We start from the raw sequence: 20,688 nt of genomic DNA on the forward strand, positions 1-20,688 counted from the left end.
GGTTTTGTCAGTCAGGAGCATAGCGTTGCTTGCCGTCGTGGCAGTTTTGTTTGGTGTTGGCTTTCTGGGCATCATCGTGATGCAGAGGGGCGGCCCGTCCCCCGCGAAGCCGGTAGCCGAGCTCAAGCCGTTTGGCGGCAAGCTCGCCATTCCATCGGTCGATGATCTGCGTGTCGGCGGTCGCAAGATCCTGCTGTGCGGGGCGGCGTTTTCCAGGCCTCAGGCCATGCGCCTCCTGGTGACGGAAGCGGCGCGCCGAGACTACCAGGGGCTCGTCCTGGCCTGCAAACCTGTCGGTTCCGGAACACCTTGCGACGGCAAGATCGCTTCCAAGGTTGGCGATACCCTTGTTGTGCAGTGCCTGACGGCTGAGGGCGAAGATTTGGCCACCATACTTACGCGGGGCGGAATTCTCTGCGGCCAGCCGGTTCAGGCCGGCGCAACGTACAAACCTTGCTGAGCAGGTCGCCAGTACAGACCGGAGGCTCTTGCGGCGAAGTGAGTGGGTCTTGTTCTCAAGCTGGCCGGCGCCCGCATTTGGGTATTTATGGGTCCTTTATTGGGTATGCCGGTTCTTGAATTTTCGGGTATTTTTGGGTATATTTGTGGGTATGACCCTGAAGATAGACTCTCTGCAAATTACCACCGAGATTCTTGCTCTGGTCTCGGAGATCGACGAATTCAAAGGGGCTTGGCGAGCGCTGGGCGCGCTCGCTCCGGAACGCCTATCGGCTCTGCGCCGCGTTGCGACTATCGAGAGCATTGGCTCTTCTACCCGTATCGAAGGAAGCAGGCTTACTGACGGCGAAGTGGAGCGGCTGCTCGCCAACCTCGACATCAAATTCTTTGAGTCCCGAGACGAGCAGGAAGTCGCCGGATATGCGCAGGTCATGGAAATGATCTTCGCGCATTTCGATGCGATTGATCTGACCGAAAACCACCTGACACAGTTACACCGTGACCTGCTGGCGTTCAGCAACAAGGATGAACGCCACCGCGGTGCATATAAGACACTCGCCAATAATGTCAGTGCGTTCGATGCCGACGGAAAAGAGATCGGCGTCATCTTCGAAACGGCGACGCCTTTCGATACGCCGAAGCGGATGAAAGAGCTTGTCGAGTGGACACGCGACACACTCAACGAGCAAAGCCTGCACCCTCTGCTCGTCGTCGCAATCTTCACGGTGGTGTTTCTGGAGATACACCCATTCCAGGACGGCAATGGACGGCTGTCGCGCGTTCTGACGACGCTCCTGCTGATGCGCAGCGGATATGCGTATGTGCCTTACTCTTCCCTCGAAAGCGTGATTGAGAACAGCAAGGAAAGCTACTATCTGGCGCTACGTCAGACCCAGAAGACGATCCGCAGCCCGAACCCCAATTGGCAGCCATGGGCTGTGTACTTCCTGCGCGCTCTGCAGCAGCAAAAGCGGAGGTTGGAGAAAAAAATCGAGCGGGAACGCCTTGTGCTCGGCAGGTTGCCCGAACTCTCTCTGCAAATCGTTGAGGCCATCAACGAGCGTGGGCGCATAACCATCAGCGAGATCGTCAACCTGACAGGTGCAAACCGAAACACCGTCAAAAAACACTTGGCCATTCTGGTCGAAGCGAACCATCTGGCCCAACATGGAACCGGCAAGGGAACGTGGTACGGCCAAAATAGGCGGTAAAGGCGCCAAGTCTGAGGCACGTCGACTTGGTGAGTTGGATCGCGGTTGGGGCATGGAGCAGATCTCTATGGCGGGAGAGCAGGAATGGGTAGCCGAGCCGGCCGCCTACCCCGTTGGCCGCGATTGGTATCGAGCCGATCTCGAATTACATGCTGTCAGCACGACCAACGGTCGAAATCGCGCGGCTGCCATCAAGGAATATCTACCGAAAAATGTATTGATAATTCAATATATTAGGTTGGTTGGCGAAAGGTTTGACGCGCTCAGCTTGGTCAAAGCTTATCGAGCCAGTCACCGCGGAAAGGAGACCTCAAATTTTTGCCCGATAGTAAGAAACCTGTGACAGGTAGTCGAAAACTATTGATGCGATCTGGCTAAAGTACTGTGCTTGGACAGACACGCGTCAGCTTAAATCGCCTCGCGCGCGCGAAACAGGTTGGAATTGTGGCCAAAAACTGGTACGCGCTGATGCAATGCCTTTGACTGGGTGCGTCTGAAGTGGTGCAGCAAGAAGGGATCGAAGACTGATGAACCTTGTGGTTAAAACTGCGCTTGCCGTATTTGTCGTGTCAATCGGGTTTGGTCCAGCTTCATCGTTTGCCCAGGATGCTTCGTGCAGCTGCGCGACACCCTATCAAGGTTCGGCAAACCCGATCGGATCCATCCGTTCCGCCACCGGTGATGTGATGGTGTCGCAGACGGCGGGCTATGGCGCTGCCAAGGTTGGAAGCGCGCTCGATTTCGGCAGCCGTGTGGTGGTTGGCGCCAACGGCGCGGCCTCCGTTCTGGTCGGCGGCTGCAATCTGGAGGTTTCGGCCAATTCGAGCCTCGACGTTTCCCGCCTTGGCAACAACATTTGCCTCAAGCTTGTCGGCTCTGAGCAGACGGCTGCTATTCAGCCCTCCGGCGGCGGCGCCGGGTTCGGTCCGCCGGAGGCGATTTTCGCCGGCGCGCTTCTGACGTCTGGCGTGCTCGCGGCGACGCAGGATGACGACAACGGCGTCAGCCGCTGACGAAGACATGGCGGGGTCGGCCGCTGTAGAGGGGTCTGGATTGGCCGCGGGCCTGCTCGTTTATTGGGTTTGTTAACCATATTGCTCTATTGCTCGGGGCGGGCGGGTGTAATTCGTACCGACAGGGCGAGTTGCAGGTTTTGGTGGGGTAAAAATGATGAGTTGCCATCGGTTCGGGGCTGCTTTTGCTTTTGTTGCATTCGTCGCAGGGGGCCTCCTGTTCGCTGCGCCCGAAGCTGTAGCCCAGCAAACTTGTTCCTGTCTTGCAACCGTGCCGGCGTCCGAAGACGCGATAGGTCGTCTTACGCAGGTCCGGGGTGATGTCCAGATGTCCCAGGCCGGCGGCTATGCAGGGGTGGATGCCGAGGCGCCGGTGTATGCGGGCGCGCGCATCATGACCGGGGCGCAGGCGTCCGCTTCGCTGGCTGTCGGAGCCAATTGCGCGCTCGATATTCCAGCCAATGCCACCGTCAAGATTGACCCTGTCGAAGGCGGCATGTGCGTTTCGCTTGGGACGCCGGCTACGACGACCGTGCCCGCCAGTTCAGAGCCTGGCATGCTGCCGGTTCTCCTGGGCGGCGCCGCCGTTGGTGGTGCCGCCGCCCTTATTATCGGCCTGCAGGATGACGACGACGCGGTCAGCCGGTAGGCGGCATACGACACCCGCTGTTTTGTGTAAATTTGTCAAATGCGTCATTCGCCTCCATGCGGGTGACGCATTTCTATTTTGGCGAGGCGAAGTTTTGCCTCCTCTCAACCAGAAACGCCAATGATCGACCTGCATTCACATATCCTGCCCGGTCTCGATGACGGTTCTCCAGACTTGGCCATGTCGCTGGAGATGGCACGGCTGGCAGTGGCCGACGGTACAACGCATATGGCATGTACGCCGCATGTAATGCCTGGGGTTTATGAGAACGCCACGCCAAAGATTGCCGGGGCTGTTCAGGCGTTAGAACTGGAGCTTCATCGCGCTGCCATACCGCTTACCCTATATGTTGGCGCTGATGTTCATCTCGCGCCTGATCTCCCCGATCGATTGAGGCTTGGTGCGGTGCCGACTCTGAACGGATCCCGCTATTTCCTGTTCGAACCGCCACATCACATTTTGCCTCCGCGGCTCGAAGACTTCGCCGCCCGTCTCATAGGGGCCGGCTTCGTGCCGATCCTCACTCATCCAGAGCGGTTGACCTGGATCAAGGCGAATTACGACGTCATCGAGAGGTTGAATACGCTAGGCTGCCTTATTCAGCTCACGGCTGATTCTGTGACGGGGGCCTTCGGACGTACGGCGCTCTACTACTCGGAGAAGCTGCTGGATGAGGGCAGGGTGGATATTGTCGCCTCCGACACCCACGGCGCCAGCCGGCGGCGGCCAGGGCTTTCGCAGGCGGTTGTCGCCATCGCGAACCGGTGTGGGGAAGATGAGGCTTACAACATGGCAGTGAAACGCCCGGACGCGATATTGCAAAATCGGCCGCTCGTGCCCATCGGAAAGCAAAGCGCGAGAAAATCGGGCGGCAGCAGTGCGGGGCGGTTTGGCGGATTGGGCCGGTTGTTCAAGAGCGGGGCTCTTTGATGGGCATTTTCGATCTTGCAAGAAGTCATGCGGGCACCGTGCCCGCTTTGCTCGCATCGCTAGCAATATCTGCTTGCGCAAGCACTTCGTCGACATCGACGTCCTCCACCAGTTCTGTCGATGCGCTGCAGCCGACGGCGTCTTCATCGGCGCTCTCTGGCGGTGGTACGCTGCAGGTGGTCAAGGATCTCCCGCCGCCGCAGAATACCCAGAACGGCAGCGAGCAGCCTCTGTCTGCCAACGATGTGCTCGAGGTCAGTGTGTTTCAGGTCGATAATTTGAACAGAACGGTTCAGGTCGACGCAGGCGGGCAGATTTCGCTTCCGCTGATTGGAACCATGACTGCAGCCGGCAAGACCGTTCGTCAGCTCGAGAAGGAAATCGAGACTGCCTACGGTGAAAAGTACTTGCAGTCGCCTGACGTGACGATTTTCGTCAAGGAGTCGATTGGCCAGCGCATCACGGTCGATGGTGAAGTCAACAAGGCCGGCATTTATCCGGTGTCCAGCAGCGCTTCCTTGCTCGACGCGATCGCCCTTGCCGGAGGGTTCAATCCGGTCGGTGATGCCGGCAAGGTCTTCGTCTATCGCAATGTCGGCCAAAACAAGCTGGTCGCAAATTACAATGTCGAGGAAATCCGCGCCGGCAAGAACCGCAACCCGCGCATCTATGGCGGCGACGTGGTCGTCGTTTTTGCTTCGAAGTCGAAAATCGCGATGAACAATTTGAAGGATGCGCTGGGCCTCGCCTCCAGCGCTGCCCGCATTGCGGTCATTCCGTAGACACGGACAACCCCAGGATCACCTCGCGCATGCTCGATCGCAACAGGCAGCCCCAACTTGCCGGACCCGGACATGGCCAGGCCCTGTCCGCGGACTCCTATTACGACGTGCCGCAAAACTACGGTCCCTATGGTCGCGACTATGCGGGCCAGGATGAGGGGTTCAACCCGCTCAAGCTGCTTTTATACATCGTCCAGTATCGCTGGCTGATCGTCATGATGGCGGCGGCCGGGCTCGTTGCCGGCGTCATCGTGACGATGATGCAGACACCAAAGTATCAGGCGACGACGCAGCTCGAAGTTCTGGTGCCTTCGGCGAAAGTGTTTCAGGACATTGAGGTCGTTTCCGAAAACAGCGACGTCCGGGCCTTCCTGACCGCTCGGGAGAAGCTGAAGAGCCGGGCATTGGCTCAGCGCGTGGTGTTCCAGCTTGGGCTTAGCGAAAAACCGGATTTTCTGTTTCCGACGCCGAGCTTTTCCCCGAGCAATATTGTCTACCGTGCGTTCGGGATGTCCAAGTCACCCTCCATTGAGGAGAAAACGCCTGAAGAGCGCGAGGCAATTGCGATCAAGCGCATCCAGGAAGATCTGACGGTCAATCTGGTCACCAATACGAGCCTGCTATCGATCACCTTCGTCGATCAAAAGCCGAAATATGCAAGCGACGTTGCCAATCAGGTCGCGCAGAGCTTTATCGATCAACGTCTCGATCAGACCAGCGAGACCTCTGATCTGGCACGGCAGTTCATCCAGGAACAGGTTTTGCAGGTGAAGCAAAAGCTGCAGACCTCCGAAGAGGAACTGGTCACCTATGCAAAAGATGCCGGCATCACGGTTACCGGCGATGACAAATCGCTGATCGGCTCCAACATCGAAGCCCTGAACACCGCCCTGGCCACTGCAATCCAGGAGCGTCTTGATGCGGGGCGGGTGGTCGATCAGATAGAAAAAGGCCGCGGGTCGAGCCTCGGTCCGGTTCTGGAAAGCGAAGGTCTGCAGAAGCTTAGCGAAAAGCTGGCGGATCTGACCAGCCAGTATCAGCAGAAATTGGGCATCCTGAAGCCCGGTTTTCCGGAAATGCAGCAATTGCAATCGCAGATCAAGGAACTGCAGCGAATCTACAACAACGGCGTGCTGGCGATAACCGATTCGTTGCGGCTGAAATATCAGGAAGCACAGAACAAGGAAGCCGACCTCAAGTCCAAGCTCGCGGAGATGGAGAGGCAGCAGGTCGTCTTCAACGACAAGAATATCAAATACACGATCCTGAAGCGCGAGGTCGACTCCAACCGGTCGCAGTATGACAGCCTTATCGCCAAGCTGAATGAAGTCGGCGTCAGCTCGGAGCTCAAGACGCAAAGCGCTGCGATAGTCGATTTCGCTTCGCTGCCCACAGCCCCCTATTCTCCACGTCTGAGCATCAACCTTGCAGTCGCTCTCGCGCTTTTCATGGCCCTGGCTGCATCGATCATCTACATCATCGAGTTGCTGAACAATACTTTCACCAACCCGGAGCAGATCGAGAAAGAGCTGGGGCTGGCGATGCTCGGCATCCTGCCGCTTGTCGGTGACCGCGAACTCATAGCCAGCATCGCCGATCAAAAATCCGGGCTCTCCGAGGCCTATCGTTCGCTGCGAACATCGCTGCAGTTCTCCGGTGCGGAGGGCGCGCCGCGATCGCTGCTGGTGACCAGTTCGGAACCGTCGGAAGGCAAGTCGACCACGTCGTTCAAGCTTGGCCAGGATTTCGCGGCACTCGGCGCAAGGGTTCTGCTTGTCGACGGCGATCTCCGCAAACCCAACCTGCACCGGCTGTTCGGCCTCGACAATGCGATCGGGTTGAGCAACCTGCTGACTAATACCGTTCGCAAGGACGATCTGCCGGGCATTTTCAGACCGACGAAATACCCTAATGTCACCGTGCTGACGTCCGGAACGATTCCGCCGAATCCGGCCGACCTGCTCTCGTCACCGAAGATGGCGTTGATCTTGACCAATCTCGGCAAACGCTTCGATCTGGTCATCATCGACGCCCCGCCGGTCGTCGGTCTTTCCGATGCACCAATCCTCAGCCGGCTTGCCGAAGGCACATTGATGGTCGTTTCGACCAATCAGGTCACACGCAAGTCAGCCAAAACGGCACTCAAGCGTCTGCGCTCAGCCGGTGCGAACGTGATCGGAGCGGCGATGTCGAAATTCACGGTCAACAAGTTCGATTACAATTACGCCTATAAATACATGAACTATCAGTACTACGACTATGGCGCGAGTACCCCGAAAATTGAGGGCAAAGTCGATGACGGAGCAGGCGAGCCCGCTCACGCGAAATCTCCGGCGTTCAGGCGTTTGGTTCGTCGCCTCCGTTCTGGTGTTGGCGGTTTCGTCGATAGGGCTAAGTCGGCTTCTTGAGTCGGAAACGCCGGCCGTCTCGCTTGCGCTCGATCCGTTGAACATAGATGCCTTGATAGGCGAAATTGCCGGTCGGCTGAGCGGAACAGGCGACGGTGTTGATCTCGACGTCTTGGCAGCAAAGGCGAGGGGCGCGCTTCGTTTCAACGTCGCGGACGCCCGGCTCTACAGCCTGATAGGCGAGATTGAGTATCGACAAGGCGAGAAAGACGAGGCTTTTGAACTCTTCGACCAAGCTCGAAAGCTGTCCAAGACTGAAATCCATTCGCTTCAGAGATCGATCGATCGCTCGATCGAGATGGGCGACCTGTCAAAGGCCGTCGCCGAGATCGACACGTTGCTGCGCCGGTGGCCGGACACATTTCCAGTCATTGCGGCGGGCTTGCCGGCTATTCTTTCAAACCCGGACGGATATCAGGCTGTCCTGGCAGCCTTGAGGATCGAGGCACCGTGGAGATCCAATCTTTTCTCCGCCCTTGGTAAGGATCCGCGGGGCCTGCGCGTCGCAAACCAACTGTTGCTGGACCTTGCCGGATCGAGCTCACAACCGACGTCGAAGGAATTGTCTGCCGTAATCAACGGGTACATCCGGCAGAAGGAATACGAGGCGGCCTATCGGCTGTTCCTGTTCAGCCTGACCGATCAGGAGCGGACAATGGCCGGATACATCTTCAACGGCGGCTTTGAACAGATCCTCAGCGACAAGCCATTCGACTGGCAGGTTCGCGACCGCTCCGGTCTGGAAATTACCTTTGCCGGGGCGCGCGATGTCGGCGAAAGCGATAGCGGAGCGACTGTCCGGTTTCTGAATACGCCGGTGAAGAACGCCGCGCTCCAGCAATATGTCGAACTGCCTCCCGGCTCCTACAGGATTTCCCTGGTCGCCTCCGCGAGAAACCTGAAGCTGCCCAAGCAGTTGTTCTGGTCCATCAGATGCGCGGATCCGGCGGGAGAAATAGCTCGGTTCAACATTCCGGAGGGCACATTCAATCGGCGGCAGTTGAGTCTGGATTTCGCGATCGGACTAGGCGCGTGTCCCATGCAAGTGTTGCGGCTGGAAACAGCTGCCATCGCTGAGAGCTGGCGATTTCGATACGTTGGCACGTTGGTCATGCACAAATTGAGCATCGAAAGAGTTTCATCTTGAGAGAGCGGTCAGCCCGGTCCACGGAATGGGAAAAATATCTGCTTGGGTCGGTTCTTTTCCTGTCAGTGCTGATTGGCGGCGGCACCGCGAGCGGTCTCTACACCGATGCGGTGATCGAGGTGGCGGCGATTGTCGCGGCCGCGGCCATCGTTTCAAGGCCGTCTGAGCACGGCATCCCTCGCTCGGCCCTGTGGTTGCTTGCTCTGGGTCTTGCCGTGTTCTGTTTTCAGATCATGCCGCTGCCCGCCGCCCTGTTGAGCGGATTGCGGCCTGAGGTTCTACTTGCAAATCCATGGCTGAGCGGTGAAACCGGGCTGCGTTTCGTCAGTGTCGGCGTGGGACGCACGATCGAGTGTCTGTTGTACTTCGTGGCGATGGCTGCATTCTTTCTGAGCGTCACCCGCTTGCGCCCAGATCAGGTCTACGGCCTCCTGCCCTTCTTTTTGATGGGTGTCATCTGTAACGGATTGGCTGCGGCTATCCAGTATTCGCTCTCCGATACGGTTGCCATACAGGGTTTGCTGCCGTTCACGATCAATGCGGGACTGTTTGCCAACCAGAACCATTTTTCAGCTTTGCTCTTCGTCTCCATCCCCTTCGTCGTCTACTACGGCCTGTTTCGCGGGCACCTTCTGTCCGGGTCGCTCGGTTTGATAACGCTGCTGCTGCTGCTTCTGGCTGCCGGTTCGCGCGCCGGTATTCTGATAGGGCTGGCGATCACCATAATATCAGTCGTCTTTCTGTCCGCGCGCTCGAGGCTGGGCGGGTATGGAATACCCGCTGTCTTCATCGGGCTTTCGCTCTACACGATCGGAGCGTGGACGAAGATCGATGCGGAAGTGGTTGACCCGGCCTTTGGACGGGCCGAATTTGCCCGCACCACGATCGCGGGAATTGAAGAGAACTGGGCGACGGGCGTCGGCTTTGGGAGTTTTCCGAAAGTCTACCAGATTTACGAAAAGGGAGAGATGATCTTCAAGCCCTACGTCAATCACGCCCACAATGATTATCTGGAATTGGCGCTTGAAGGTGGCGCGCCTGTTGTCTTTCTGGTCGCGGCCTACTCCGTATTACTTTTTGCGTTTTCCCTTGCGGCACGGCGAGATCCGCTGCAGAAAATGGCATTTCTCTCAGTATCGTTTCTGCTCGTTCATTCCCTGGTCGATTATCCCATGCGAACGGCGGCGCTTGCGATGACTTTCGCCTATATGAATGGCATCATCTTTCACAAGGGATTCGCTGGGCGGTTAAGCCAGAGAGGCGAGTCGACCGAGGCCCATGATGACAATCTGCTTGTTCCCGTCAGGCCGGCTCTGGCAAGACGATAGCAATGCGTCGCCTGGAATTGGCGATGGATTGGCGCCGGATCGTGACCCAGACGTTTGCCGAACGCCGAGATTGACAAGCCAATGCATGGAACCTAAGCACGGTCGGCTGGGGCCGGGGGGTTCAGGCATGTCAAGGAGAGCTTCTTGAAGGGAATTATCCTTGCTGGAGGCAGTGGAACGCGTCTTTATCCACTAACATTAGCGGTCTCTAAGCAAATTCTGCCGATATACGACAAGCCGATGATCTATTATCCGCTGAGCGTTCTGATGCTCGCGGGTATCCGTGAAATTCTGATCATTTCGACGCCGCGTGACCTGCCGGTTTTTCGCGATCTGCTTGGCGATGGATCGGAGTTCGGCCTCGACCTGTCCTATGCCGAGCAACCGCAGCCCAACGGGCTGGCGGAGGCCTTCATCATCGGCCGCAATTTCATCGGCAAGGACAACGTGTCGATGATCCTCGGCGACAACATCTATTTCGGCGACGGGCTGTCGCAGCTTTGCCGCGACGCTGCCTCGCGCGAAAAGGGCGCTTCGGTGTTCGCCTATCATGTCGAGGATCCCCAGCGTTATGGCGTGGTTTCCTTCGACAAGGCCACGGGAACGGCGCTGACGATCGAGGAAAAGCCGCAGGTGCCGAAATCCAACTGGGCGGTCACCGGTCTTTACTTCTATGACAACGACGTCGTCGACATCGCCCCTGCCATCCGTCCCTCGGCGCGCGGCGAGCTCGAGATCACGGCGGTCAACAACGTCTACCTCGAGCGCGGCCAGTTGCATGTGCATCGGTTGGGGCGTGGCTATGCCTGGCTCGACACCGGCACGCATGACAGCCTGCATGAGGCCTCGTCATTCGTGCGCACCATCGAGCACCGCCAGGGCATCAAGGTTGCCTGTCCCGAAGAGATCGCCTTTGAACAGGGCTGGCTGACAGTGGACCAGGTTCTGCGTCGCGCCGACCGCCTGGGCAAGAATGAATATGCCGCCTATCTGCGCCGGCGTGTCGTCGACCTGTCGGAGGGCTAGGTGTTGGAGGTCAGGCCCCTTGGCATCGATGGCGTGCTGGAAATCGTGCCAAAGCGACATGGCGACGCGCGCGGCTTCTTCGTGGAAACCTACAATGCCGAGCGCTTTTCGCAGGCCGGCATAGACCTGGCTTTCGTGCAGGACAATCATTCCTATTCCGCCGCGGCGGGCGTCTTGCGAGGGCTTCACTATCAGCTTGCGCCGCGCGCCCAGGACAAGCTGCTGCGCGTCATCCGGGGCAGCATTCTCGATGTCGCGGTCGACATTCGCCGCGGTTCGAAAACCTTCGGAAAATGGGTCGCTCTCGAAGTGTCGGCCGAAAAGGGCAACCAGATTCTGGTTCCGAAAGGCTTCGCGCACGGTTTCGTGACGCTCGTGCCCGACACCGAGGTTCTGTATAAGGTGACCGACACCTATTCGCAGGCGCATGATCGGTCGATCCGTTTCGACGATCCCGCCATCGGCATCGAATGGCCGTCATTGACCGGCGGGTTCCAGCTCTCGGACAAGGACCTCAAGGCGCCGCTGCTGGCCGCCGCCGAGGTGTTCGCCTGATGGATTACGTGAGGACAGCGGCATGAATTTTCTGGTGACGGGCGGTGCTGGCTTTATCGGTTCGGCGGTGTGCCGGCATCTATGCGCCAACCCGGCCTATCGGGTGACCAATCTCGACAAGCTTACCTATGCGGGAAACCTGGCCTCGCTACGGCCGATCGAGAACGCACACAATTATCGCTTCGCGCAGGCCGACATCTGCGACGAAAAGGCTGTGCTCGACATCCTTCGGCGCGACGATATCGACATCGTCATGAACCTTGCCGCCGAGAGCCATGTCGACCGCTCGATCGATGGGCCGGGCACCTTTATCGAGACCAACATCGTCGGCACCTACAAGATGCTCAATGCCGCGCTGGAGTACTGGCGCGGCCTGCCCGAAGACCGGAAGAGCCATTTCCGCTTCCATCATGTCTCGACCGATGAGGTGTTCGGCGATCTTCCCTTCGACGGCGGCATGTTCGTCGAGGAAACGCCCTACGCGCCATCCTCGCCCTATTCCGCTTCGAAGGCGGCCTCGGACCATCTGGTGCGGGCCTGGCACGAAACCTATGGCCTGCCGGTCGTGCTTTCCAATTGCTCGAACAATTACGGACCCTATCACTTTCCCGAAAAGCTGATCCCGCTGGTCATCCTCAATGCGCTCGATGAAAAGCCGCTGCCGGTCTATGGCGCCGGCGCCAATGTGCGCGACTGGCTGTTCGTCGAGGATCACGCGCGCGCGCTGGAACTTGTCGCGACCAGGGGACTGCCGGGCGAAAGCTACAATGTCGGCGGCAATTCCGAGCGGACCAACCTTGGCGTCGTCGAGACGATCTGCGATCTGCTCGACGGCAGGCGGCCGCGGGCAGGGGGCAAGAGCTATCGCGACCTGATTTCCTTCGTCACCGACCGCCCCGGTCACGATCGCCGCTATGCCATCGACGCCTCGAAGATAGGCCGAGACCTGGGCTGGGCGCCCAATGAGAATTTCGACAGCGGCCTCGCCAAGACCGTCGACTGGTTTCTCGACAACAAATGGTGGTGGGGACCGATCCGCGAGCAGCGCTATGCCGGTGAACGGCTGGGCGAAGCACGCAAGGGGGCGGCGTGAGGCTGGTTGTCACCGGACGCGACGGACAGGTCGCGGCGAGCCTTCTGGAGGCCGGCCAGGCGGCCGCCGGCGTTGAGGTCATCGCCATTGGCCGTCCGCAACTCGACCTCGCAAGACCCGACACGGTGATCGAAGCCATCGCGGCCGCGAAGCCTGATATCGTCGTGTCGGCCGCCGCCTACACGGCGGTGGATCAGGCCGAGGACGAGCCCGATCTGGCATTCGCGGTGAACGCCGTCGGCGCCGGCAAGGTGGCGCAAGCAGCAAGCCGCCTGGGCGTTCCCGTCATCCATCTTTCGACCGACTATGTCTTCGACGGCACCAAGGACGCCGCCTATGTCGAGACCGACGCCACCGCACCGCGCAGCGTCTATGGCGCCTCCAAGCTTGCCGGCGAGCAGGCGGTTGCATCAGCCAATCCGCACCATCTGATCCTGCGCACGGCATGGGTCTACAGCCCGTTCGGCAAGAATTTCGTGAAAACCATGCTGCGGCTGGCCGCCGACCGCGACGAGATCGCGGTGGTGGCCGATCAGTGGGGAAATCCGACATCGGCACTTGATATCGCCGACGCGATCCTGCATGCGGCGGCACGGCTGCACGAGGGCGCCGCCGCATCCGGCATCTATCATCTGGCCGGAACCGGCGAGGCCAACTGGAGCGGCTTTGCCCGCCATATCCTCGACACAAGCCGCGTGTTGGGTGGTCCCTGGGCGCGGGTACGGGACATTGCTACGATGGACTACCCAACCAAGGCGCGCCGCCCCGGCAATTCCCGGCTGTCGAGCGCGAAATTCACGGCGGCATTCGGCTGGAATGCACCGGACTGGCGGCAATCGACGGAAGCGGTGGTGCGCCGGCTGCTAGCCGGTGAGCCGAAACAGGCATTGACGGCATGAACAAGCACCCTTCAGCGGAAAACACGCGCGATGCCGCGCCCGTCGACGAGCCGAAGGCACGCAAGGCAAAGCCGAAAGCAGCCAAACGCACCTGCATCATGGTGCTGGGCATGCATCGCTCGGGCACCAGCGCGCTGACGCGGGCGATCAATCTGCTTGGCGCGGAACTGCCTAAGGATTCGATTCCGGCGGACAGCAACAACGCGAATGGTTATTGGGAACCGACCCGTCTGACATTATTGAACGATCAGATGCTTATTGAGGCCGGGAGCCGTTGGGATGACTGGAGGCCTTTTGACCCCGATAGCCTCTCAGCATCCAGGGCGGAATTTTACAAAGTCGAGATCGCTCGCATCATCGGGGAGGAGTACGGCGACGACGCACTAATCGTCTTGAAAGAGCCCCGCATTTCCAGATTCGTGCCGCTCTACGGGGCAATTCTCGCTTCCATGAACTTTCAGGTTCGATATGTCCTGACTGTGCGCAATCCACTTTCCGTTATTGCTTCATTGAAGAAGCGCGACGGGATGACGGCGGCGTTCGGTTCGTTGCTCTGGTTACGCTATGTGCTTGACGCAGAGAGAGCCACTCGCGGCGCTGCGCGTGCCTTTCTTTCTTATGAATCTCTCATTGCAGATTGGTATCCGTCAATCGCAAGAATAGGTGAAACCTTGTCAATAGGTTGGCCTCGGACGCCTGCCGAGGCGAAGGTTCAGATTGATGATTTCCTATCGGCGGAGCATCAGCACCACCTCGCAAGTGTCGAGCGCTTGCTTGCAGATGAAGCAATCCCGGAATGGGCCAAAGATACTTATCTCGCGGTCCGGTCCCTTGAGAAAGATGCTCACGATCAAGAAGCACTGGCTCGGCTAGATCAGATCAAAGCGGGCTTTGACGCAGGTACGCGGCAATTTGGCGCTGCGTGCATCCTGGAGTTGAACGCAAGGCAGGCTGCATTTACTGGAACCGTGTCAGCCTTGGAGAACAGGAATGCTGAGAAAGATGGCGCGATCAACGTGCTGGCGGACGACGGCGCTAGCTTGAAAGCGCAAGTTGAGGCGCTGGCTCAGCGCGAAAGCGCACAAGGTCAGTTGCTTGTCGAAAGGGACAAGGAAATCAGCCGACTGACTGCGCAAAAGAAGGTCCATAAGACGCAATCGGACGCGTTAGCTCGGCAGTTGATTGAGTTGGAACGCGAAGCGGTGCTTGAACGAGAGGCCCTTCTGCATCTCGAAGGGAGATTGCAGAAGGCTCAACGCCAAGTGGTCGATTTAGAGCAGGAACGTGAGTTTTTTTTAAAAAAACAAGAAGAGAGAATTTCAGGGGTAGCAGAAGAGTATAAGGAGAGGGAAGAATTTCTGTTGGATGAAATACGAAAAATGCATAGAGGCAACTCAGGAAATTTTACATCTCTGATCTATAGTGTTTTTTCGTTTTTCAAACGATGAGATATATATAGGTGATCCTAAAACTGCGTTCTGGAAGCTATTTATGAAGCCGATATATATCGCTTTCTATCTCCCTCAATTCTACCCTTTCCCCGAGAATGACTCTTGGTGGGGGAAGGGATTTACTGAGTGGACAAACGTGACTAAGGCAAGACCTCTGTTTGACGGTCACTATCAACCACATTTGCCAACAGATCTTGGTTTCTATGATCTGCGCGTGAGGGAGACGCAACATGAACAGATAGCACTTGCTCAGCAATACGGTGTCGATGCGTTTTGCTTCCACTATTATTGGTTCGGTGGCCGGCGGTTGCTAGACAAGCCCGTTGACGCTTATCTGGCGGACAGGTCGGCTCGTATGCCCTTTTGTTTATCTTGGGCCAACGAAAACTGGACGCGAAGATGGGACGGTGCGGAGCAGCAGATGCTGATTTCGCAGGATTATGGGCCGGACTATGAAATCAGCTTTATCGAAAGCGTAGCACCTTTTTTGCGAGATGACCGATATCTTCGCGTCGACGGACGACCGATCTTGCTTGTCTACAGACCACAGCAGCTTCCTAACCCCGCCCGAGCTGTAGAAAAATGGCGCGAGCACTGCCGGAAAATCGGAATTGGAGAAATCCACCTTGTTGCCGCGTTAACGCACGGCAATCTCGACTATGAATCACTTGGATTTGACGGCGGAGTGGAGTTCCCCCCGCACAACATGCTGGTCGAAAACATCAACCGTGAAGTGACGACCTTTGGTTCCTTCAGAGGCATGTTCGTAGATTATGCAGATGTGGCCGGTAATTATCTCGGGCGCGATTATCGCGATAAGAAAATTTATCGGACGGTAGTCCCGTCATGGGACAACACTGCCCGGATTGGCGACCGCGCGGTCGCAATGCTTGCTGCCACCCCTGATAACTATGAGCGTTGGTTAAGGGCGGCCACGTCCCTTACTATGGTCGAGCGCGCGCCAAAGGAACGGCTTGTTTTTATAAATGCATGGAACGAATGGGCCGAGGGCTGTCACTTGGAGCCGGATAGGAAGTTCGGGAGAGCCTTTCTGGATGCGACTCTTCGAGTTAAAGAAAGCAAGTCTGTTCTTGACGATGTATTTGATCCGCATCCTTTCCGGACGCACACAGGAACTTCCCTTGCGGTTTCAAGCGGTACGATATGGAAGGCGGATTCGCCCGTGCAGCGCTTCGCTGCGACCAAGTTGAAGATTCAAGGGATGCTGGCCAACGCGCCGGCGGCATACAGGGTTGTCAGATGTGGCTTCCGGGCCGCTCGCGCCGCCGCCCGACCAATTCGATCGCTGTGGCGTCGATCACCGTTTCTGAACCGCGGCTCCTCGGCGCCCGCTGCCACATTTCCATTGGTCTTGCAGAGCGTCGCCCTTGCTCGATCGGCCCGACAAGTTAAAACGAGGGCCGAGTTGCTTGCGTCGAAGAACGACACCATATTAACAGCCTATCCGGGCAGGGCCGTCATCAGCAAAAGCGTCAAGGTTACTGCGGGTCGCGGTGCCACTAAGCTGGGTCGACTAAAGGAACTTTTTGCAGAGAAAAACTTTAACGCCGTACCATTTCAATTCGGACGATTTCTAAATTGTGTAGCGCACTCCCGCGCTATCGGCGTTATCACGCAAGGTGGAGCGATTGTAGAAGAGTCCATTATCGTCTACCGATATGTGTATCAGAATCTCGATCTTCTAGATTATCTGGACGAAGAGGATGGGAGTTACATATTGCTATCCAATGAATTTCAGTTCATTGACGAAGATGTACTAATCCCGCTTCACTCAAGTTTTGCTTTTGGACACGTCTTATTCGATGCTATCCCGCAGATTTTGTTCTGGGAGAACGAAATCAAGGAGAACCGCCTCAAGGTAGTGCTGCCAAACGATGCGCCATTGTGGGTGCGCGGTATCCTGGCGACTTGGGGTTTTCTGCCCCATCATTTTCTAATTCTGCCGCATACGCCATTTCGATTCCGCTCTGCTATGGTCTGCAATAGCCTCACGACTGGGACGACCTATTACCCCAACCCGGACTCCCTCGCACAGTATGCCCTGCAACCCGCGTTGCCGACTACTTCTGCTACCCCACCGCTGATCTACCTCGCACGGGATCGGGCCAACACATATTCGAACCGGTTCATTGACAACGAACCTGAGGTAGTCTCGGCGCTGGAAGCTTTGGGATTCACTGCGGTCGACCCATCAAAACTACCATATGTCGATCAAATAGCGTTGTTCCGAAACGCCAAGGTGATTGTTGGCGCGCATGGGTCAGCTTTCGCCAACATAATCTGGTGCCAACCCGGCACCAAGCTGGTCGATTTGACGCCCGACGATTGGGTCGGCTACTGGAACGAACTCGGCATCACCGAGATGTGGCTATCGCGCACCTGCGCGCTATTTTCACTCGACTACGAAGTGGTGGTGTGCCGTTCGCAGATGGTTGAAAGCCCATTTCCGGGCCAGCCTCATTTGACTCAGCGTCACGTAACATCCCAAGTCGACACTGACACTTTGGTCCGACGTCTCCGCGCCCTTCTTAAGGTTGTCGAACTGTGACTGTTAACTATCTGGACGTAATTATCAGCCTTACACGTCGAGAAGTGACTGGACGATACCGAGGGTCGATGCTTGGCATCTTGTGGTCGCTATTGACCCCGTTGCTTATGCTCGCAGTTTACACATTCATGTTCGGCACGGTTCTGCGGATGCGTTGGGCCGGGGGAGGCGAGGGGCAACCGACAGCCCAGTTCGCGATCATATTGTTCGTTGGCTTGATCTTCTTTCAAACCTTCTCCGAGGTGCTGACGAGGGCACCTACGCTTGTGCTGGCGAATGTTAGCTACGTGAAGAAGATTGTTTTCCCGCTTGAAGTGCTGCCGGTAGTGGCGCTTGCAGCGGCGTTGTTTCACATGATGGTCAGTTTTCTGGTCATGCTCGTCTTCCTTGTGATTTCGCAGGGATCGATTCCCTTGACGGCGCCGCTTCTGCCGATCGTTGTGGCCCCATTTATCCTCCTCCTCCTTGGTGTGTCGTGGTTCCTTGCCGCTGTTGGTGTGTATTTTCGCGATGTCGGCCAGGTACTGAACCCAATCGTCAGTGCGCTCATGTTCCTGTCTCCGATATTTGTGCCGGCTGAGGCGCTGCCTGCGGCCGTGCGGCCGTGGCTGGTGCTGAATCCCATCTCGATTCCCGTCGAACAGGCCCGCAGGGTTCTGATTTTTGGTGAGATGCCGAACTTTCACGCGTTGGCTTTTTATACCGTGACGGCAGCGATCATTGCCGGCGTTGGGTTTTTGTTCTTCCGGGCCACGCGCAAGGGCTTCGCAGATGTCCTCTGAAATCGCCATCTCTGTGAAGGCACTATCCAAGCACCATCTGATGTTCGACCGGCCTGAAGACCGGCTGAAACAGATGGTGGTGCCGAGACTGCAGCGGCTGGTGAGGCAGCAGCCTCGGCGCTACTTCCGCGACTTTGCTGCTTTGACCAATATCTCTTTGGACGTCCGGCGAGGCGAGACGGTCGGCATCATCGGGCGAAACGGTTCGGGAAAATCGACGCTTCTGCAGATTATCTGTGGAACACTGCAGCCCACCAGTGGTTCGGTCACCGTCAATGGCCGCGTAGCGGCGTTGCTGGAACTGGGCGCGGGGTTCAACCCCGATTTCACCGGTCGCGAAAATGCCTATCTCAACGCATCCATCCTTGGCCTCAGCCGTGCCGAGATGGACAATCGCTTTGACTCCATCGCCTCCTTTGCCGATATCGGAGACTTTATCGAGCAGCCGGTAAAGACCTATTCTTCAGGTATGTATGTGCGGTTGGCATTCGCCGTCGCCATTAATGTCGATCCGGATATTCTGGTGGTCGATGAGGCGCTGTCGGTGGGTGACGAGGCGTTCTCCCGTAAATGTTTCGCGCGAATCGAGCAGATCAAGGAACGTGGCGGTACGATTCTGTTCGTCAGCCACGCCGCTCAGACCATCGTCCAACTTTGTGATCGCGCCGTACTGCTCGACGCGGGTGAAATGATGTTGACCGGCCGCCCAAAGACGGTGACAGGCCAGTATCAGCGGCTGGTAAATGCCAGTGCGGAGGGCGCGGCGGAAATCCGGACGCAAATTGTGGCGATGAGGGACGCAACGATATCTCGCGTCATCTCAGCCGAATTGCCTTGGCTGGGATCAGAATCCGAAGATGAAGTTGTTGTCGACAATTCGCAGGCGCCCACAAACGAAATTGAGCACCGCGAAGCGCTCTCCAATCAAATTTTGGAATCTGCGGATAGCTTCGATCCTTCACTTGTTTCCAAGTCAACTGCCTATCAAGAAGAGCGAGGCGCGCGCATTCGCGACGTTCGCATACTCACTGTGAGCGGCGAGCAGGTGAATGTGCTGAGGCTCGGCAGAAGATACTTCATAGAATATTGGACCGATTTTTCAATGGACGCTACTCGGGTGGGGTTCGGCATCGGCATAACAACCACAACCGGGTTCCATGTCGCAGGCGCCAAGTGCAGGGCGTCTCGGGTCGAACTGGCGCAGGCTGGTTCATCTCTAAGATCAAGATTTGAGTTCACTTGCCTACTGCTTCCTGGTCACTATTTTGTCACGTGTCAGGTCCGCGGATTGCCAGAAGTTGATGAGGTGCCTCTCCACCGCATTATCGACGCCATCGCTTTCAGAGTGACAGAGGAGGACGAAACATTGGCGGCAGGGCTCGTCGATCTCTCCATGGTGGTCACTGTTGACCGATGAGCGAGGCACGTCCATGTCTTCGGGTGGGATCCAAGCTCAATTTCCGGCCATTTCAATGCATTGCGGGGAAGCGACCCTGTCGTTTGTGCATGCGTGGCCTCCGACCTTTAATATCGGCGACTATCTTTCCAGTCCACGCCACTATTTCGACTTCAAATGTCACTCACCTTCGGAAAGCGGGTTCTCTCGAATTCTCATTCTGGGTGGTGGCGCGTTCAATGATTTCGGAGCTTATGCAAGCTCCTTGGTTGAGTCGGACCGAAAAGTCGCATGGGGAGTCGGCCAGAGTATCCAGCCCTTGAACGGGTTCGGAGAACTCTCTTCCTCAATTTCAACGGATTTTTCTTTTTTTGGCTCTCGCGATCGTGCTCTGGCAGTATCCAATTCTACACTAGTACCCTGCGCCAGCGTGATGGGAGATATCGTCGATATCTTGCCAGGAACGGCGCTGGGCGTTTTCCTCAACCGAAATCCGGCCGCAAGCGGGCAAGCGGTCTTTGATGTCCTCTCGGCTATCGAGCCGAATGTGATAGTTGGCACCAATTCTATGTCGGAACCTGAATTCCGGTCCAAATTCGCTTTGACCGGTAAGATCATAACAAATTCGTATCATGTCGCTTATTGGGGGCTCCTGTCGGGCCGGCAGGTCGCGTTGATAGGATATTCCTCCAAGTTCACTAGCCTTTTCGATCTCTTGGAACTTCCTGCTGATGTTACCCTCTATCAAAGGGGTGATGCCACTGGACTGTCGGGAGCGATAAAGCGCGTATTAGATGGTGAATTGTTCTCCTGCCTTCCATTATCCACCGAAACCAAACTGGCATTTAGACAGACCAACATCAGCTATGCTGAACGCTTGGTCGCCGCTGGTCTTTTTCGAGAAATTAGGCCGTTGGACCAATCGAACATTCACCTGAGGCGAAGGGAACTGGAGGTGTGGCGAGCCTACTCGCTTGCTCGCCGTTGAAT

General features: G+C 57.1%; 19 protein-coding genes. 18 read left to right on the forward strand and 1 reads right to left on the reverse strand.

The features are described from left to right. Window positions 1-25 precede the first annotated feature (25 nt). The 5 genes from EOB80_RS06950 (at window position 26) to EOB80_RS06970 (ending at window position 4,262) form a co-directional block, all read left to right on the forward strand. Window positions 26-460, forward strand: coding sequence for a hypothetical protein (locus EOB80_RS06950; RefSeq protein WP_127327134.1), 435 nt, complete (start codon window positions 26-28; stop codon window positions 458-460). Window positions 461-611: 151 nt separating this feature from the next. Then, entirely contained in the window at window positions 612-1,670 is a 1,059-nt protein-coding gene (locus EOB80_RS06955; RefSeq protein WP_127327135.1) for a DUF977 family protein, read from the forward strand. A gap of 686 nt (window positions 1,671-2,356) precedes the next feature. After that, entirely contained in the window at window positions 2,357-2,683 is a 327-nt protein-coding gene (locus EOB80_RS06960; protein ID WP_236382855.1) for a hypothetical protein, read from the forward strand. A 328-nt stretch (window positions 2,684-3,011) separates the two neighbouring features. Next, on the forward strand, window positions 3,012-3,332 hold the full coding sequence (locus EOB80_RS06965; protein ID WP_027035885.1) for a hypothetical protein: 321 nt from the start codon (window positions 3,012-3,014) through the stop codon (window positions 3,330-3,332). A gap of 120 nt (window positions 3,333-3,452) precedes the next feature. After that, window positions 3,453-4,262, forward strand: a complete 810-nt coding sequence (locus tag EOB80_RS06970) for a CpsB/CapC family capsule biosynthesis tyrosine phosphatase (RefSeq protein WP_127327137.1) — start codon at window positions 3,453-3,455, stop codon at window positions 4,260-4,262. Between the two features lie 25 nt (window positions 4,263-4,287). Here EOB80_RS06970 and EOB80_RS35080 read toward each other — a convergent pair whose 3' ends face one another. Further along, window positions 4,288-4,446: a hypothetical protein gene (locus EOB80_RS35080; RefSeq protein ID WP_164752261.1), complete on the reverse strand. Its 159-nt coding sequence runs from the start codon at window positions 4,444-4,446 to the stop codon at window positions 4,288-4,290. Between EOB80_RS35080 and EOB80_RS06975 the strand changes: the two genes are divergently transcribed. From EOB80_RS06975 to EOB80_RS07035, 13 genes are all read left to right on the forward strand, one after another. After that, entirely contained in the window at window positions 4,439-5,044 is a 606-nt protein-coding gene (locus tag EOB80_RS06975; RefSeq protein ID WP_224696614.1) for a polysaccharide biosynthesis/export family protein, read from the forward strand. The two genes, EOB80_RS35080 and EOB80_RS06975, sit on opposite strands and share 8 nt — an antisense overlap. A gap of 29 nt (window positions 5,045-5,073) precedes the next feature. Next, window positions 5,074-7,452 carry a polysaccharide biosynthesis tyrosine autokinase gene (locus tag EOB80_RS06980; RefSeq protein WP_127327138.1) on the forward strand — a complete coding sequence of 793 codons (2,379 nt, stop codon included), beginning with the start codon at window positions 5,074-5,076 and terminating at the stop codon, window positions 7,450-7,452. Beyond that, on the forward strand, window positions 7,340-8,599 hold the full coding sequence (locus EOB80_RS06985) for a hypothetical protein (RefSeq protein ID WP_127327139.1): 1,260 nt from the start codon (window positions 7,340-7,342) through the stop codon (window positions 8,597-8,599). Before EOB80_RS06980 ends, EOB80_RS06985 begins: the two co-directional genes overlap by 113 nt. Further along, window positions 8,596-9,927 carry an O-antigen ligase family protein gene (locus EOB80_RS06990; RefSeq protein WP_127327140.1) on the forward strand — a complete coding sequence of 444 codons (1,332 nt, stop codon included), beginning with the start codon at window positions 8,596-8,598 and terminating at the stop codon, window positions 9,925-9,927. Before EOB80_RS06985 ends, EOB80_RS06990 begins: the two co-directional genes overlap by 4 nt. 144 nt (window positions 9,928-10,071) lie before the next feature. Further along, window positions 10,072-10,953, forward strand: coding sequence for a glucose-1-phosphate thymidylyltransferase RfbA (gene rfbA, locus EOB80_RS06995; protein ID WP_127327141.1), 882 nt, complete (start codon window positions 10,072-10,074; stop codon window positions 10,951-10,953). Further along, window positions 10,954-11,508, forward strand: coding sequence for a dTDP-4-dehydrorhamnose 3,5-epimerase (gene rfbC / locus EOB80_RS07000; RefSeq protein WP_024503666.1), 555 nt, complete (start codon window positions 10,954-10,956; stop codon window positions 11,506-11,508). It begins immediately after the preceding gene. Between the two features lie 22 nt (window positions 11,509-11,530). After that, window positions 11,531-12,601: a dTDP-glucose 4,6-dehydratase gene (gene rfbB, locus EOB80_RS07005; RefSeq protein WP_127272411.1), complete on the forward strand. Its 1,071-nt coding sequence runs from the start codon at window positions 11,531-11,533 to the stop codon at window positions 12,599-12,601. After that, window positions 12,598-13,500, forward strand: a complete 903-nt coding sequence (rfbD, locus tag EOB80_RS07010) for a dTDP-4-dehydrorhamnose reductase (RefSeq protein WP_127327142.1) — start codon at window positions 12,598-12,600, stop codon at window positions 13,498-13,500. The genes rfbB and rfbD overlap by 4 nt, the downstream gene beginning before the upstream one ends. Next, a complete protein-coding gene (locus tag EOB80_RS07015) occupies window positions 13,497-14,948 on the forward strand; it encodes a hypothetical protein (protein ID WP_127327143.1) in 1,452 nt (483 codons plus the stop codon). The genes rfbD and EOB80_RS07015 overlap by 4 nt, the downstream gene beginning before the upstream one ends. A gap of 43 nt (window positions 14,949-14,991) precedes the next feature. After that, window positions 14,992-17,520 carry a glycoside hydrolase family 99-like domain-containing protein gene (locus tag EOB80_RS07020; protein WP_127327144.1) on the forward strand — a complete coding sequence of 843 codons (2,529 nt, stop codon included), beginning with the start codon at window positions 14,992-14,994 and terminating at the stop codon, window positions 17,518-17,520. After that, entirely contained in the window at window positions 17,517-18,302 is a 786-nt protein-coding gene (locus tag EOB80_RS07025; protein ID WP_050596487.1) for an ABC transporter permease, read from the forward strand. The genes EOB80_RS07020 and EOB80_RS07025 overlap by 4 nt, the downstream gene beginning before the upstream one ends. Beyond that, window positions 18,292-19,719: an ABC transporter ATP-binding protein gene (locus EOB80_RS07030; RefSeq protein WP_127327145.1), complete on the forward strand. Its 1,428-nt coding sequence runs from the start codon at window positions 18,292-18,294 to the stop codon at window positions 19,717-19,719. The genes EOB80_RS07025 and EOB80_RS07030 overlap by 11 nt, the downstream gene beginning before the upstream one ends. Beyond that, window positions 19,709-20,686, forward strand: a complete 978-nt coding sequence (locus tag EOB80_RS07035; RefSeq protein WP_127327146.1) for a hypothetical protein — start codon at window positions 19,709-19,711, stop codon at window positions 20,684-20,686. The genes EOB80_RS07030 and EOB80_RS07035 overlap by 11 nt, the downstream gene beginning before the upstream one ends. The last annotated feature ends 2 nt before the right edge of the window (window positions 20,687-20,688 follow it).

It is taken from the genome of Mesorhizobium sp. M7A.F.Ca.MR.245.00.0.0 (assembly GCF_003997415.1).
Lineage (GTDB): Bacteria > Pseudomonadota > Alphaproteobacteria > Rhizobiales > Rhizobiaceae > Mesorhizobium.